15 protein-coding genes and 1 pseudogene are annotated in these 13,938 nt (G+C 71.6%); 7 read left to right on the forward strand and 9 right to left on the reverse strand.

The genetic code is table 11. The annotated features are described in order from the left end of the window. Positions 1 to 47: 47 nt before the first annotated feature. Positions 48 to 212, forward strand: a pseudogene (locus AB0F17_RS07755) (hypothetical protein); the annotation flags it as partial. A 73-nt stretch (positions 213 to 285) separates the two neighbouring features. After that, positions 286 to 936, forward strand: coding sequence for an MFS transporter (locus tag AB0F17_RS07760; RefSeq protein WP_358017977.1), 651 nt, complete (start codon positions 286 to 288; stop codon positions 934 to 936). Between the two features lie 42 nt (positions 937 to 978). Here the strand turns inward: AB0F17_RS07760 and AB0F17_RS07765 are convergent, their stop codons facing one another. From AB0F17_RS07765 to AB0F17_RS07785, 5 genes are all read right to left on the reverse strand, one after another. Beyond that, positions 979 to 2,007 (reverse strand): iron chelate uptake ABC transporter family permease subunit, encoded by a 1,029-nt coding sequence (locus AB0F17_RS07765; RefSeq protein ID WP_358017980.1) that lies wholly within the window; start codon positions 2,005 to 2,007, stop codon positions 979 to 981. Further along, the gene (locus AB0F17_RS07770) at positions 2,007 to 3,017 is read right to left on the reverse strand and encodes an iron ABC transporter permease (protein ID WP_358017983.1); all 1,011 of its coding nucleotides are present in this window, start codon (positions 3,015 to 3,017) and stop codon (positions 2,007 to 2,009) included. Before AB0F17_RS07770 ends, AB0F17_RS07765 begins: the two co-directional genes overlap by 1 nt. Then, positions 3,014 to 4,036, reverse strand: a complete 1,023-nt coding sequence (locus AB0F17_RS07775; RefSeq protein ID WP_358017986.1) for an iron-siderophore ABC transporter substrate-binding protein — start codon at positions 4,034 to 4,036, stop codon at positions 3,014 to 3,016. Before AB0F17_RS07775 ends, AB0F17_RS07770 begins: the two co-directional genes overlap by 4 nt. A gap of 13 nt (positions 4,037 to 4,049) precedes the next feature. Further along, positions 4,050 to 4,943 carry a siderophore-interacting protein gene (locus AB0F17_RS07780; RefSeq protein ID WP_358017989.1) on the reverse strand — a complete coding sequence of 298 codons (894 nt, stop codon included), beginning with the start codon at positions 4,941 to 4,943 and terminating at the stop codon, positions 4,050 to 4,052. A 302-nt stretch (positions 4,944 to 5,245) separates the two neighbouring features. After that, positions 5,246 to 5,857 (reverse strand): helix-turn-helix domain-containing protein, encoded by a 612-nt coding sequence (locus tag AB0F17_RS07785; RefSeq protein WP_358017992.1) that lies wholly within the window; start codon positions 5,855 to 5,857, stop codon positions 5,246 to 5,248. A 68-nt stretch (positions 5,858 to 5,925) separates the two neighbouring features. Between AB0F17_RS07785 and AB0F17_RS07790 the strand changes: the two genes are divergently transcribed. Both AB0F17_RS07790 and AB0F17_RS07795 read left to right on the forward strand, forming a co-directional pair. Beyond that, positions 5,926 to 7,176 (forward strand): MFS transporter, encoded by a 1,251-nt coding sequence (locus AB0F17_RS07790; protein ID WP_358017995.1) that lies wholly within the window; start codon positions 5,926 to 5,928, stop codon positions 7,174 to 7,176. Positions 7,177 to 7,232: 56 nt separating this feature from the next. Continuing rightward, a complete protein-coding gene (locus tag AB0F17_RS07795; protein WP_214637516.1) occupies positions 7,233 to 8,039 on the forward strand; it encodes a serine/threonine-protein kinase in 807 nt (268 codons plus the stop codon). Between the two features lie 85 nt (positions 8,040 to 8,124). On the opposite strand, the gene AB0F17_RS07800 is transcribed toward AB0F17_RS07795, so the two are convergent. The 4 genes from AB0F17_RS07800 to AB0F17_RS07815 are packed head-to-tail and all read right to left on the reverse strand — an operon-like array spanning position 8,125 to position 11,667. Further along, positions 8,125 to 8,880, reverse strand: a complete 756-nt coding sequence (locus AB0F17_RS07800) for a lysophospholipid acyltransferase family protein (RefSeq protein ID WP_358017998.1) — start codon at positions 8,878 to 8,880, stop codon at positions 8,125 to 8,127. Positions 8,881 to 8,898: 18 nt separating this feature from the next. Beyond that, on the reverse strand, positions 8,899 to 9,198 hold the full coding sequence (locus tag AB0F17_RS07805) for a cytochrome P450 (RefSeq protein WP_358018001.1): 300 nt from the start codon (positions 9,196 to 9,198) through the stop codon (positions 8,899 to 8,901). Further along, the gene (locus tag AB0F17_RS07810; protein WP_358018004.1) at positions 9,132 to 11,120 is read right to left on the reverse strand and encodes a zinc ribbon domain-containing protein; all 1,989 of its coding nucleotides are present in this window, start codon (positions 11,118 to 11,120) and stop codon (positions 9,132 to 9,134) included. The genes AB0F17_RS07805 and AB0F17_RS07810 overlap by 67 nt, the downstream gene beginning before the upstream one ends. After that, positions 11,113 to 11,667, reverse strand: coding sequence for a recombinase family protein (locus AB0F17_RS07815; protein WP_358018007.1), 555 nt, complete (start codon positions 11,665 to 11,667; stop codon positions 11,113 to 11,115). The genes AB0F17_RS07810 and AB0F17_RS07815 overlap by 8 nt, the downstream gene beginning before the upstream one ends. A 196-nt stretch (positions 11,668 to 11,863) precedes the next feature. Here AB0F17_RS07815 and dhaK point away from each other — a divergent pair, with 196 nt between their 5' ends. Genes dhaK through AB0F17_RS07830 form a run of 3 tightly spaced genes read left to right on the forward strand, consistent with a single transcriptional unit; the run spans position 11,864 to position 13,907 of the window. After that, on the forward strand, positions 11,864 to 12,844 hold the full coding sequence (gene dhaK / locus AB0F17_RS07820; RefSeq protein ID WP_358018010.1) for a dihydroxyacetone kinase subunit DhaK: 981 nt from the start codon (positions 11,864 to 11,866) through the stop codon (positions 12,842 to 12,844). Next, complete coding sequence (gene dhaL / locus AB0F17_RS07825; protein WP_358018013.1) at positions 12,844 to 13,524, forward strand: dihydroxyacetone kinase subunit DhaL; 681 nt, start codon at positions 12,844 to 12,846, stop codon at positions 13,522 to 13,524. The genes dhaK and dhaL overlap by 1 nt, the downstream gene beginning before the upstream one ends. Then, a complete protein-coding gene (locus AB0F17_RS07830) occupies positions 13,524 to 13,907 on the forward strand; it encodes a phosphoenolpyruvate--protein phosphotransferase (protein WP_358019274.1) in 384 nt (127 codons plus the stop codon). The genes dhaL and AB0F17_RS07830 overlap by 1 nt, the downstream gene beginning before the upstream one ends. Positions 13,908 to 13,938 lie beyond the last annotated feature (31 nt).

Here is a 13,938-nt window from a genome sequence, read left to right on the forward strand (position 1 = left end):
CTGTCCGCAAGAATTAGGGTTGCCTAACCTTTGATGGAGGAGGCGACTTGACCACGACACTTCCCGCCCGCGCGACACTGATCGCCGCGAGCCTGGCCACCAGCTCGGCGCAGACGATCGTCGTCGCGGCCTTACCCGGCTTCCAGCGCGAGACCGGCGCCCCGCTGAGCGCCGTCGCGTGGCTGCTGACGACGTTCATGCTGGCCAGCGCCGTCGCCACGCCGATAGCAGGGCGGCTCGGCGACCTGTACGGCCACCGCCGCGTCCTGGCAGCTCCGCACCCCCGTGCCGCTGGTGGATCTGCGGCTGCTGCGGACGCGGGCCATGGCCGTGACGAACCTGACCGCGCTCGTCGTGGGCGCCGCGATGTTCAGCGCCGTGACCCTGTTCCCGCAGTTCGTGCAGGCGCCGGTCGCCACCGGGTACGGCCTGGGCGGCTCGGCGACGACCACCGGGCTGGTCATCCTGCCGATCGCCCTGGGCATGCTGGCCGGCAGGCCGCTGGCCGGACGCCTGGCCGCCAGGTTCGGCGCGGCCGTCCCGTTGCGGGCCGGGGCCGCGTGCGCGGCCGTCACGTTCGCCGTCCTGGCGCTCCGCCCGCCGCCGCTGTGGGAGTTCTACCCCGCCGGGCTGCTGCTCGGGATCGGGTACGGCCTGGCGTTCGCGTCGATGGGCCTGCTGGTCGTGGCGGCGGCCGCGGCCGACCAGACCGGTGTGGCCACGGGCGTCAACACCATCGCCCGTACCGTCGGCGGGGCGGCCGGAGCGCAGGTCGCCTCGGCCATCCTGGCCGCCACGGCCACCGCTCACGTGCCCACGCTCAGGGGGTACACGATCGCGTTCTGGACGTTCGCCGCGATCGCCCTGCTCGCCGTGGTCACCGCCGCCCTGATCCCGGCGCCGGCCGTACGGGAAAGCGAGCTCGCGGGGCGGTAGTCCCGCCGTACGGCCGTGCCGTTCGTACCCGGCGGGACGGCGCTAGGCGCGGCGGCCCCGGGCGAGGAGCCACAGCAGGAGGGGCGCCCCGAGCACGCCGGTGACCACACCGACGGGCAGCTCCACGTCCGGGATGACGCGACGGGCGATGAGATCGGCCGCCAGCACCACGAACGCCCCGGCCAGCGCCGAGGCGACCGGCGGCGGCCAGGCGGTGCGGGCCAGGCGCTGGGCGATCTGCGGCGCGGCCAGCGCCACGAACGCGATCGGCCCCGCGGCGGCCGTGCCGAAGGCGACCAGCGCGACGCCCACCAGCAGCAGCGTCAGCCGCGCCCGCTGCACCGGCGCGCCGAGCACCACGGCCACCTCGTCACCGAGCTGCAGCGCCCGGCTCCAGCGGCCGAGCAGCAGCGCGACGGGCACGAGCACGGCCAGGGCGACCGCCAGCGGCACGGCCTGGCTCCAGGTGCGGCCGTTGAGGTTGCCCCAGAGCCAGCCGAGCGCGGCCTGCGCCTGGAAGGTGTCGCTGGTGACCATGAGGTATTCGGTGGCGCTGGTGAAGATCCACGACAGGCCGATGCCGACCAGCACGATCCGGTACCCGGTGGTGCCGCGCCGCCAGGCGAACAGGTAGGTGAGCAGCGCCGCGAGCACCGCCCCCGTGAAGCCGAGCACCTGCGTGCCGGGCCCGGACCCGAGGCCGAGAACGATCCCGGCCACCACGGCGACGCCCGCCCCCTGGGTGACGCCGATCATGTCGGGGCTGGCCAGCGGGTTGCGGGTCATGGTCTGGAACAGGGCGCCGGACAGCCCGAAGGCGACGCCGGTGAGCAGCCCGGTCAGCGCCCTGGGCAGGCGCAGCTCCCGTACGACGAACAGGGTGCCCTGGTCACCGGTGCCGAGCAGGGACTGGACGACCTCGCCGAGGCCGAGCGGGAACTCGCCCAGCCCGATGCCGAGGCAGAAGACCAGGAACGTCGCGGCGGCCAGGACCAGGCACACCGCGACGACGCGCGGGCGCAGCACCCCGGACACGGGCGGCGTCGAGAGGCGGAAGGTGAGCTGGCCCATCACAGCTCCGCCAGCCGCTGCCGGCGGGCCAGCACGATGAAGAACGGCCCGCCGATGAAGGCGACCAGCAGCCCGGCCTGCACCTCGATCGGCGGCACGACGAGGCGGCCCAGGATGTCGGCGGCCAGCAGCAGGCACGGCGCGAGCAGCGCCGACAGGGGCAGCAGCAGCCGGTGGTCGGTCTCCGCGCCGGCCCGCCGGGCGACGGCCCGCGCGAGATGCGGCACCACCAGCCCGACGAAGACGACGGGTCCGATGGCCGCGACCGCGGCGCCGGTCAGCAGCATCACGGCCGCCGCGCCCTGGAGGCGGACCAGGCCCACCCGGCGGCCCAGCCCGCGGGCCACGTCGTCGCCGAGCGCGAGGCTGTTGAGCGCGGGCGCGCAGGCGACCGCCAGCACGGCCCCCGCCAGGATGAACGGCAGCAGCTGCGGCAGTACGCCGGAGCCGTGCCCGGACAGCGACCCGGCGGACCAGAACCGGTAGCGGTTCAGCGATTCGGGGTCGACGAGCACGATGGCGCTGGTCACCGAGCTGAGCAGGAACGTGACGGCCACCCCGGCCAGGGCCAGCTTGACCGGTGTCGTCCCGTCGCGGCCCATCCCGGCCAGCGTGTACACGACGAGGCTCGCCACCAGTGCGCCCGCGAGCGCGAACCACACGAACCCGGACAGCGCGCTGATGCCGAGCACGCCGATGGAGATCACCACGCCGAACGCCGCCCCCGCGCTGACGCCGAGCACTCCGGGGTCGGCGAGGGGGTTGCGGGTGAGCGCCTGCATGAGCGTGCCGGACAGGCCGAGCGCCGCCGCGGCGAGCACGCCGAGCAGCGTCCGCGGCACGCGTACGGACCAGATCACGTCATGCGTCTCCCGGTCCACGCCCAGGCCGCCCAGTGCCCTGGCCACCTCGCCCAGGGGGATCTGGCGGGCGCCCAGGGCCAGCGACAGCAGGCAGACCAGGGCGAGGGCGCCGAGCGACGCCCCCACCAGGACGACCCGCCGGGTCACGAGGGCAGCCCGACCTCGGTCGCCGGGTTCCCGTCCACGGCCGCCGCGAGCCGCGGCACCAGCGCGTCGAGCACGTACGGCAGGCTGAGCACGGTGATGAAGGACACGGCGTTGCCGTCGTCGGTGCTCTCCTTCACGAACACCTCGCGCCCCTCCTTGGCCACCTTCAGCCCCTTGTAGACGCTGTCACCGCGCAGCGCGGCCGTGTCCTTGTCGACGTTGGTCACGCTCCAGATGAGCGCTCCGGTGTCGAGCAGGTCGAGGCGTTCGCGGCTGATGTTCGCGCCGAACTTGTCGCCGATGGCCTTGTCCAGGTCGGCGGGCAGCTTGAAGCCGAGCGAGGCGAGCAGGCGGGAGCGCGGGTCCTGGCTGCCGAAGACGAAGTAGCCCTCGTAGACCGTCGCCATCAGGGCGGTCTGCCCGGCGAACTCCGGATGTTCCTTCTGGACGGCGGCGAACCGGTCCTCCACCTGCTTGACCAGCGCGTCCGCCTTGGCGACCTCGCCGACGGCCACGCCGACCTGCTTGGTCACCTCCTGCCAGGAGATCCCGTAGTCGATGTGCTCCTTCGGCTGGGCCACCGTCGGCGCGATCTTGGACAGGGTGGTGTACTGCTCCTGGGTCAGCCCCGAGTACAGGGCCAGGATCAGGTCGGGGCGCAGTGCCGCGATCTTCTCCATCTGGGGGCCGCTGCCCGTGTCCTTCAGCACCTGCGGGACCGGGGCGGAGCCGAGCTTGGTCTTGGCCCAGGGGCCGATCGCGCCCGGGTAGCCGCCGAACCACTCGGTGGTGGCGACGGGCACGATGCCGAGGGCCAGCAGGGCGTCCTGCTCGACGAGGCCGACGGTGACGATCCGCTTGGGCTTGGCGGAGATCGTCGTGCTGCCGTACTTGTGGGTGAGGGTGGCGGAGAAGGCCGACGACGCCGCCGCCACGGGGGCCTGGGGTGTGGTGGTGGAGCCGCAGCCGGTGACCAGGGCGAGGGTCAGGGCGGCGAGCGCGTACAGGGCGCGGGTCATTGCTGGAGACTCCTTATTCGTTGTGCTCGGCGCGGCCCAGCCGCCAGTAGCCCATGAAGGCCACGGCCCGCCGGTCCATCCCCCGCTCGGCGACCAGATGCCGCCTGAGCGTCCTGATCACGCCCGCCTCGCCGGCCAGCCAGGCGTACAGCGGGCCGTACGGCGACTCCTCGGGCACCTCCCACAGCTCCTCCACGTCGACGTCCACGTCCTCGAAGGAGTCCGGTGTGGGCAGCGGCGGGAGCAGCCGGTCGGCGGCGGCCCTGACGGCGGGCACGAGCAGGGCGCCGCGCTCCGCGCCGTCGCGGGCCAGCCAGGTGACCTTCAGCCCGCTCGCCGTCTCGACGGGCAGGAAGTCGTCGGCGCAGGGCACCTCCATCAGCGCCTCGCCCTGGGAGCCGGTCGGCAGCCGTTCGAGGATGGAGCAGATCGCGGGGACGGCCGTCTCGTCACCGGCGATCAGCACCGCCCCGGTGTCGGCGGGCGGGTGGAACTCCAGGCCACCGTGCGGCCCGGTGTGCCGGGCGTCGGGGCCGAGCAGCACCGCGACGTCGCCCGGCCGCACAGCGGCCGCCCAGAGCGCCACGGGACCGTCGCCGTGGTCGTGCAGGACCACGTCCACGTCCACCTCGCGGGCCTCGGGGCGGACCAGGCGGGCGGTGTAGGTACGGAGCGGGTTGCGCTGCTCGTCGGGCAGGTCGCGCCAGCGCGGGAACCAGTCGGGGCCGGACGGCAGGTGCTCCAGCCCGTGCCCGTCGACCGGCAGGATGAGCTTGATCCGCTGGTCGAACCCGTTGTCGGCGAAGAAGCTCAGGTCCGCTCCCTCGAACGTCACACGCAGGAACGACGGGCTCAGGCGTGCTAACCGGTTCACGCGTACGTCGAACATGCGAAAGGGCTCGATCATCGTCAGCTCCACCTCGTTTCGTTAAGGTGAGGCTAACCTAACCCATGCTGATCGACCAGCCCGCCCCCCGGAAAACGGCAGGCGCCCCCGTCCCTCCAGCCCGGGACGGGGGCGCCTGCCTTTCCGAGCCCATGTCCGGCGGACTCGGAGGTCTGCGACACGACGAGGGCTGCGGCGCCGCCGAGCATCGCCCGCTCCCTCGGCGGCGCCGCGCCCGGCATGCGGACGGAGCATGGAAGCCTGATGCAGGACACTAGGCGGAGAGCAGCGGCGTCGCGACAGGGCCGGACCTAGGGATGTCCCTAGGCGCCTTTGCCGCTCACGGGCAGAACGTCGAAGTGGACCACCACGCGACCGGTCTCCGGGTCCGGAGCGCCGGGAGACTCGATCTCCCGGCGGTCGGCCACCGCCCGGTACTTCTCCAGCACCTCGAACACCTCGTCGCGCATCTGCCGCGTCTCGGCCACGGTGAGCCGCATCGACCGGCGGCCCAAGCCGCTCGCCTGCACCCACTCCTCGGGAGTCGTGGCCTCCTCCTCGCGCCAGCGCGCCAGCTCGGCGCCGCGCTGGCGGATGAGGTCGTCGAGCAGGAAGGCGAACGCGCCGGCCACCTCGGGATCGGCCGGCTCGCCGGCCGAGGGGGCGCCGTAGGAGAAGCCGCCCGGCACGATCCGCCAGTACTTCTCCTTGCCCTTGCCCAGCTCGGGCACCGTCTCGATCATGCCGTGCCGGGCCAGCTCGCGTAGGTGGTAGCTGGTCGCCCCGGTGTTCTGGTCGAGCAGGCCCGCCAGCCGGGTCGCCGTCGACGGACCGTGCTCGTCGAGCAGCTCGTAGATGCGCAGACGCAGCGGGTGCGCGAACGACTTCAGCGCGTTCGCATCGAGCGTCCTGGCGGAGTAGTGCTTGCTCTGCATGGCTGTGCACACCTATCCTTGCAAAGAAATCTGTGCATAGTTTCCCTTACACACTATCGGAGTGGGCCATGCCACGTCTGGGCCGATCGTTCGGCTTCCTGCTGTCGTCGACCGCGCTCTCGAACCTGGCGGACGGCGTGCTCAAGGTCGGCGCGCCGCTCCTGGCCGTGTCCATGACCCGGTCCCCCACGCTGGTGTCCCTGACCGGCGCGGCCGCCACGCTGCCGTGGTTGCTGTTCGCCCTGCACGCGGGCGCCATCGCGGACCGGCTCGACCGCAGGCGGATCATGGTGCTGGCCAACCTCGCACGTTCGGCCGTGCTCGCGGTGGCGGCCGTGCTCGGCCTGCTCGGGCTGCTGAACCTGTGGGTCGTGCTGGCCGCCGTCCTGCTGGCGGGCGTGGCCGAGGTCTTCGCCGACACCTCGGCGCAGTCGGTGCTGCCGATGGCGGTGCCGCCTGAGCGCATCACGGCGGCGAACGGACGGGTGCAGAGCGCCCAGATGATCGGCAACGAGTTCGCCGGCGCCCCGATCGCGGGCCTCGTGGTCACGCTGCTGCCCGCCGCCGTCGTCGGCGGCCCCGCCCTGCTGTACGGCGCCGCGGGCCTGCTCCTGCTGGGCATGAGGGGCTCCTACCGGGCACCTGCCGCACGGGGCCCCAGGCCGTCGCTGCTGCGCGACATCGTGGAGGCTCAGCGCTATCTCTGGTCCCAGCGGTTCCTGCGGACGCTGGCCGTCTCGGCCGGGATGCTGAACTTCGCCAGCGCCGCCTACTTCGGGGTGTTCGTGCTGTGGGCCGTCGGCGACGGGTCGCGGATCGGACTGTCGCCCAGCGGGTACGGCCTGATGATGACCGCGCTGGCCGTCGGCGCGGTGGCCGGGTCGCTCATCTCGGAGCGGGTCTCCGGGCTGTTCGGGGAGGGCCGGACGCTGGTCGGCTCCTGGCTGGTGAGCGCCCTGCTGTACCTCGTGCCGGTGTTCTGGCCCGTCGACTGGCTGATGTACCCGACCGGCGTGGTGTGGGGTGTCACCGGGGCCGTCGCGAACGTGCTGGTCATCTCCACACGGCAGCGGCTGATCCCGGCCGAACTGCTCGGCCGGGTCAATTCGGCCTACCGGCTGATCGGCATGGGCGGCATGCCGGTGGGGGCCGCTCTCGGCGGGGTGGTGGCCGAACTGGCCGGGTTGACCGTCGTGCTCGCGGGCGCCGCGGGGGTCTGCTTGGTGGCCGTGGGGCTCGTGTGGCGCGCCTTACACGATCGAATTTCTCGCCCCTTGACCAGCACACCTTCCGTTCTCGACACATTCAGATCACGTTAGTCACACTTTGGCCTACCCCGAGATGACATGATTACCCCGAGCAATGAGGGGATGGCATGCGGGAGATCGGCGGACGGTACCTCCTTAATGAGGAGGCCGGTCGTGGAGGTATGGGAGTCGTCTGGCGGGCCTTTGACCAGCTTCTCCATCGTGAGGTGGCGCTCAAGGAGCTGACCCTCAGCGGTGAGGCCGAGATGGTCCGCCGCCGGGTTCTTCGTGAGGCGCGGATGGCCGCTGGCCTCACCCACCCGAACATCGTCACCGTCCACGACCTCATAGAAGAGGGCGGCAAGCTCTGGATCGTGATGGAGTACCTCGACGGCCTCTCACTCCACCAACTGCTCTCTCAGGTGGGGACACTGCCCGCGCAGTCGGTGGCGGCGATCGGCGTGCACCTGCTCGCCGCGCTGCGCACCGCGCATCAGGCCGGGGTGCTGCACCGCGACGTGAAGCCGGCCAACGTGATGCTCACCGGCGACCGCGTGGTGCTGACCGACTTCGGCATCGCCACGGTCGAGGGCGACATCCGGATGACCACGTCCCGGCGGCTGCGCGGCACGCCCGCGTTCATGGCCCCCGAGCGGTTACACGGCGGCCCGGCCAGCAAGGAAGCCGACATGTGGTCGTTCGGCGCCACGCTCTACAGTGCCATCGAGGGCCAGCCGCCCTACCCCGGGCAGGACGCGGCCACGGTGCTCGGTATGGCCAGGAGCGGCGGCTACCCGCCGCCGCGCCGGGCCGGGGTGATGCGGCCGCTCATCGAGGGTCTGCTGTCCCACGACCCGGTGCGCCGCTTCACGCCCGAGCAGACCGCCGGACTGCTGGCGGGCATGCGCGCCAGCAGCTACCCCGCGGCGATCTGACCGGCCGCTACTCCCCTGCGGTCACCTGAGTGGCTGCCGCGTCATCTGACCGGCCGCTGTTTCCCCGCGGCCGGTCGGCCGGTCGCTATTCCTCCTCGCCCCGCTTGGCGCGGGCCTCCGCCTCGGCGGCGTCCATGGCGGCGGCCTCCTCCGGCGTGGGAGCCGTGCCGCCGAGGTGGCGGGGCTGCCACCACACGCCCGGCGGGATCTCCGGGTAGGTGCGCTGAGCCCGGTCCACCAGCTCCGACATCCGCTCGTGCAGGTCGGCGGCGTGCTGGTTGACGTCCTCGCCGCGCTTGGGGTGGATGGGCTCCCCCACCAGGATCGTGATGGGCACGTGCCGCAGGGTGAGCTGCTTGGACCGGCCCTTGGTCCAGATCCGCTGACTCCCCCACAGCGCCATCGGGATGACCGGGACCTTGGTCGCCTGGGCCATGCGGATGGCGCCGTTCTTGATCTCCTTGACCGTGAAGGACCGGCTGATCGTCGCCTCCGCGAAGACGCCCACCACCTCCCCCGACTTCAGCATGCGCAGCGCGGTCGCGTACGACCCCGCGCCCGCGCCCCGGTCGACCGGGATGTGGTGCATGCCACGCATCAGCGGGCCCGAGATGCGGTGGTCGAACACATCCTGCTTGGCCATGAACCGCACCAGCCGCTTGGACGGCACCGCACCGAACCCGGCGAAGATGAAGTCGAGATAGCTGATGTGATTGCTGACCAGCACCGCTCCGCCGGTCCGCGGCACATGCTCGGTGCCCTCCATGTGGAAGCGGTAGTCGAGCACGCGAAAGAGGGTCCGCGCGGCGGCGATCACCGGCGGGTACACGATCTCAGCCATGACCAGAAGGTAGCCTATTCAGGCCGGTCGGACGGAAGTCGGGAGGCTTAGCATGCCTCGCACGTTCCCGTGCCTGGTGCGCCTGATGCCTGCGGCGTCGATCTCGTAGCCGGGGGCGATCAGTCCCGTCAGCTCCTCCAGCGTCACCCGGGCCTCCATCCTGGCCAGCGGCCCGCCGAGGCAGTAGTGGCGGCCCGCGCCGAAGCTGATCGAGTAGACGAGTTCCACCGTCTGAGATTTCCTGTACCTACCTATGCCCGTGTGGGCTGGGTGTTGCGGGTGGCGTAGCGTGGCGAGAGCCAGTTCCGTACTCGGCAAGGCGGAGCACGGGGCTGGCTTTCACTTTGTGGAAGCCGGTCCGGTGGTGGAAATCCCGTACAAGACCTGTACGCCCCGGCTTGCGCCGGTTCGTCTGGGGTGCTTGGCCCGCCGGACGGTTCCCCACCGCGAGGGTGGGGGGCGGGCACCGGACGCCGGTCGGGCATCTGGCTGGAGGTCATCTTCTTGACGCGGGTCTGGCGTTTGCGGGTAGGACCGGTCTTGGCCCTGCTGGTGCGGCTCTCAGGTCTGGGATGCAGATCGGTGCCCGACCTGCGGGCGCGGCGGATGGCGCGGGTCGGCTTCTTAGCCCGGCGGACACGGGTGACGTTGCCCTCCACACTGGTACGGATGGTCCGCTTACCGGTCGTACGGTCCGTGAACGTGGCCTTCTGCCCGAGCAGGCCCCGGGAGGCGATGCGTTCGGCGGCGGCCCAGTCCCGGTCACACGACAGGCCGCATTTCGGGCAGTACGCCCACTTCCAGCCACGCTGGGTGAGCCGGTCGGGGGCGGGCGCATGCGTGAGCGCGCTGTTGCCGTCCCCGCAACGGGGACAGAACTTCGACGTCCCACGCGCAGGTACAGTCACGACCGCGATCTTCACCTTCGCCGCCAGATGCCGGATCGCCTCCACCACCGCGCCCCGCACCTGCCCCGACAGCATCGCATTCCCGCGACGACGACCGCGCGCTTCCAAGGTGGCCAGGTCTTCGAGGTAGATGACACTCGCGCCGGCCGCGCTCGCCTGGTCCACCGCCCACCGAGCGGCGCTCCAGGCCAGTGCCTGATTCAGGTGCCGGATCCGCGCGCACACCTGCCGGTGTTCGACGTCCGTGCGCTCGTAGCGGACCAGGAGGTCCGGCTTGCGCACGTCATCGTCGGCCAGCCCGGCCAGCAGCCTGTCAAAATGCCGCCGCTTGACGGCCAGGTCCTCCCGGTGACCACGCAGGCGGTGAAGCTTCGCACAGACCACGGTCGCGTCGTAGAAGAGCGGGCGCCCGTCGGTCTCGACCCGGCCCTGCGGGGTGAGCCGTCCGATCGCGGCGGCCAGCAACGTGTTGAGGCCCCAGTCGAACCCGGCAGCGATGACATGCCCGGACGCAGGGGCGAACGGCACCTCGGTCTCGAACGGCAGATCCACCCGCACCCGGCTGTTACTCACCCGCAGCGTGGGGACACAGATCTTCAGTGCTTCGCCGGGCACGTTACGAGGCAGATTTACCGGCAGGACATGCCAGGCCCAGTCTTTCGCCGAGGACGGCCATTCGACCAGGGGAAGCTGGATACGCAACTCGGCCGTCCGACTCCCCGTCCGCGCCACCATGACCAACTGCTTGTCCGCAGCCGCCAGAACGATCTGCGCCGCGGTGAACGGCACGCCTTCTATCGCGGTGATCCCCGCCGGGAGCGCGCCCCCGGCATCGATGATCGCCTGGACCTGCCGGGTCCGGTTGCGGATCTCCGCCGCCGACACCTCCACCGGCAGCGCCTCCCGCAACGCCGCCCATTCGGCGTCCGTGCGTTTGCGCGAATTCTCCGGCCAGGTTCCAAGGATCGCCTCGACGACCTCCCGGCGATGCAGAGCCAGCCGCAACGCGCGAGCCGCTTCCTCATCCGCGCAGCACTTCACCCGATCCGAGACGTACACGCCCGGCTCCGGAACGCTGCCCCAGCCCAACCGGCGCAACGCCTTATAGCCCTTGGCGGGAAGTTCCCGACGGTCCGGGCCGAGGCCGCCCGCGAGCTCATCAAGCGCCTCCTCCGTCCAACGTTGCGCGATCACAGACGAAGCCAGTGCCTGGGCGAGAGCGGTCAGCCAGCCCACCCGCCCCACCACCACCTCCGCGGGCAAAACAACGCCGCTCTTCTCCACGATGGCCCGGTAGGCGGTACACGTCGCCGTCGCGGTCTGCTTACCCACCCGCACCCCCTCCGCCGTTGGTGTCCCCGGTGGTGTTCGCCGACGCCGCATCCAGCAGCCGCGTCCGCACCTCCTTCGACCGGATCCCATACATCCGTTCCGCGAACGTCGCCACCAGCGACATAGAATCCGCCAAGTATTCCTCCCTACCCCCGGCTCCACCCTTGGCGTGGAGAATCTCCACACTGACACCCCGCTCGGCGAGCAGCATCGTGATCCAGCCGACACCGAACCGGGCCAGCCGGTCCTCATGAGTGACGTGGACCACCGTGAACTTCCCGGCGGCGGCATCCTTGAGCAGCTTCGTCAACCCGGGCCGGTTCTCCCGCGACCCACTGGCTCTGTCCAAATACACGCCAACGATCCCCAACATGCTGGTCCGCGCGAATTCCTCGGCCTGCGCCCTCAGCGACGGCTCGTGCCCCGACGACCCCGGCACCCGCACATACGCAGCCTCGACCCGCTCCCGCTCCGACGGCAACACCCCCGCGAACGCGTCCAGGTCCCGCTCGCCGAAGCGACGCTCCGGCCGCTCGTCGCCCACCATCCGAAACGGAACACACCCCTCGATAGCCCACCGGCGCAACGCCATCGGATGGACCCCGAGACGCTTCGCCGCCGCAGACAATCACAACAGAGCCAGGCAGGGATCATAGAAGTAAACAACGGTTTGCTTAACCAAAACAACCAACTGCTCTTACCCTCGCTTGTCCTTGCTCCGAAACGGGCAGATGTTTCTCATCATGAAGAAGCTCATCAACTCGGCCGAATCCGTGGTCGACGACGCGCTGGCCGGGATGGCGGCGGCGCACCCGTCGCTGCGGGTCCGCGACCGGGTCGTCTACCGCGCGTCGGGGCCGCGAGCAGGCAAGGTCGGGCTGGTGTCCGGCGGAGGCTCGGGGCACGAGCCGCTGCATGCCGGATTCGTCGGGTACGGCATGCTCGACGCGGCCTGCCCGGGAGAGATCTTCACCTCGCCCGTGCCCGACCAGATCATCAACGCCACCGAGGCCGTCGACGGCGGCACGGGCGTGCTGCACATCGTCAAGAACTACACCGGCGACGTGCTGAACTTCGAGATGGCCGCCGAGCTGTGCGACGACGTCCAGGTCGCCGGCGTGCTCGTGAACGACGACGTGGCCGTCCAGGACTCCCTCTACACCGCGGGCCGCCGGGGCACCGGCGCGACGCTGTTCGTGGAGAAGATCGCCGGAGCGCTGGCCGAGGAGGGCGCGCCGCTGAGGGAGGTGGCGGGCATGGCCGCGGAGGTGAACGAGCGCAGCCGCTCGTTCGGCATCGCGCTCACCTCGTGTACGACGCCCGCGGCGGGCAAACCGACGTTCGACCTGCCGGAAACGCAGGTGGAGCTGGGCATCGGCATCCACGGCGAGCCCGGCCGGAGCCGGGAGCCGCTGGCCTCGGCCCGCGAACTGGCCGAGGTGGCCATGGACGCGATCCACGGCGACCTGCCGCTGGAGGGCGATCTGCTGGTCATGCTGAACGGCATGGGCGGCACGCCGCTGATCGAGCTGTACGTGGCGTTCGCCGAAGTGAGCGCCTTCATCCACGGCAAAGGGGCGCGTGTGACGCGGTCGCTGGTGGGCAACTACGTGACGAGCCTGGACATGCAGGGCTTCTCCGTGACGATCTGCCGGCTCGACGACACGCTGACGCGCCTGTGGGACGCGCCGGTCGAGACGCCGGGGCTGCGCTGGGGGCGCTGATGAGCACCTCGATGGACCCCGACTCCGTGGACGGCGATTTTGCGGACGGCGTGTTGACCACGGCCTTCTTCGTCGCCTGGTTCGACGACATCGCCGAGCAGGTCCGGCTCCAGCGTGAGCGGCTGACCGCGCTCGACGCGGCGATCGGCGACGCCGACCACGGCACGAACCTCGACCGCGGCTTCACCGAGGTGGGCAAGGCGCTGACCGAATCGCCGCCGGCCTCGCCCGGCCAGGCGCTGCTGTCCGCCGGCACGACGCTGATCCGCCGCGTCGGCGGGGCTTCCGGGCCGCTGTACGGCTCGGCGTTCCGGGCCATGGGCAAGGCGGTGGAGGCACCGGTGACGCTGGCCAGGTTCGCGGCGGCGTTCGACGCCGGGGTGGTGGCGGTCGAGCAGTTGGGCAAGGCCGTGCCGGGCGACAAGACCATGGTGGACGCGCTGGTTCCGGCGTCACGGGCCCTGGCGCTGGCCGTACGGGATGGGGTGGGGGTAGGGGAGGCGTTCGAGCTGGCGGCGCGCGCGGCCGAGCAGGGCGCACGGGCCACGATCCCGCTGCGGGCCCGCAAGGGCCGGGCCAGTTACCTGGGCGAGCGCAGCATCGGGCACGAGGATCCGGGGGCGGCATCGTCGGCCCTCATCGTCGCCTCCCTCGCCACCGTCGCAACCGCGGCCTCGTGATGGTGGGCATCGTGCTGGTCGCGCACAGCGCCGGGCTGGCGGTGGAGGCGGCCGCGCTCGTCCGTGGCATCGCCGGGGCGGGCGCGCCGGTGGCGGCGGCGGGCGGTACTGAGGACGGCGGGCTGGGCACGAGCCTCGACCTGATCGAGAAGGCGCTCGCGGCGGTCGACCGGGGCGACGGCGTGGTGCTCGTGCCCGACCTGGGCAGCTCGGTGCTGACGGCCCGGCTGCTGGAGGAGCCGGGGCGGGTGGTGGTGGCCGACGTGCCGTTCGTGGAGGGGGCGATCGCGGCGGCCGTAACGGCGAGCGCGGGCGCGCCCCTGGCCGCCGTTCTCGCGGCCGCCGAGGAGGCCCGCGACTTCCGCAAGCTCGGTGGCCCTTGAACGCCTCCCCCAGCCCCACTCGCCCTTTCCG

This window comes from Nonomuraea sp. NPDC026600 (assembly GCF_040638335.1).
Taxonomy (GTDB): Bacteria; Actinomycetota; Actinomycetes; order Streptosporangiales; family Streptosporangiaceae; genus Nonomuraea.

Coding starts and splice junctions, on each gene's coding strand:
- AB0F17_RS07765 (WP_358017980.1), bottom strand. CDS start 2,007: ATGGGCCAGCTCACCTTCCGCCTCTCGACGCCGCCCGTGTCCGGGGTG.
- AB0F17_RS07790 (WP_358017995.1), top strand. CDS start 5,926: ATGCCACGTCTGGGCCGATCGTTCGGCTTCCTGCTGTCGTCGACCGCG.
- AB0F17_RS07830 (WP_358019274.1), top strand. CDS start 13,524: ATGGTGGGCATCGTGCTGGTCGCGCACAGCGCCGGGCTGGCGGTGGAG.
- AB0F17_RS07780 (WP_358017989.1), bottom strand. CDS start 4,943: ATGATCGAGCCCTTTCGCATGTTCGACGTACGCGTGAACCGGTTAGCA.
- AB0F17_RS07795 (WP_214637516.1), top strand. CDS start 7,233: ATGCGGGAGATCGGCGGACGGTACCTCCTTAATGAGGAGGCCGGTCGT.
- dhaL (WP_358018013.1), top strand. CDS start 12,844: ATGAGCACCTCGATGGACCCCGACTCCGTGGACGGCGATTTTGCGGAC.
- dhaK (WP_358018010.1), top strand. CDS start 11,864: ATGAAGAAGCTCATCAACTCGGCCGAATCCGTGGTCGACGACGCGCTG.
- AB0F17_RS07815 (WP_358018007.1), bottom strand. CDS start 11,667: ATGGTGGGCGACGAGCGGCCGGAGCGTCGCTTCGGCGAGCGGGACCTG.
- AB0F17_RS07800 (WP_358017998.1), bottom strand. CDS start 8,880: ATGGCTGAGATCGTGTACCCGCCGGTGATCGCCGCCGCGCGGACCCTC.
- AB0F17_RS07785 (WP_358017992.1), bottom strand. CDS start 5,857: ATGCAGAGCAAGCACTACTCCGCCAGGACGCTCGATGCGAACGCGCTG.
- AB0F17_RS07775 (WP_358017986.1), bottom strand. CDS start 4,036: ATGACCCGCGCCCTGTACGCGCTCGCCGCCCTGACCCTCGCCCTGGTC.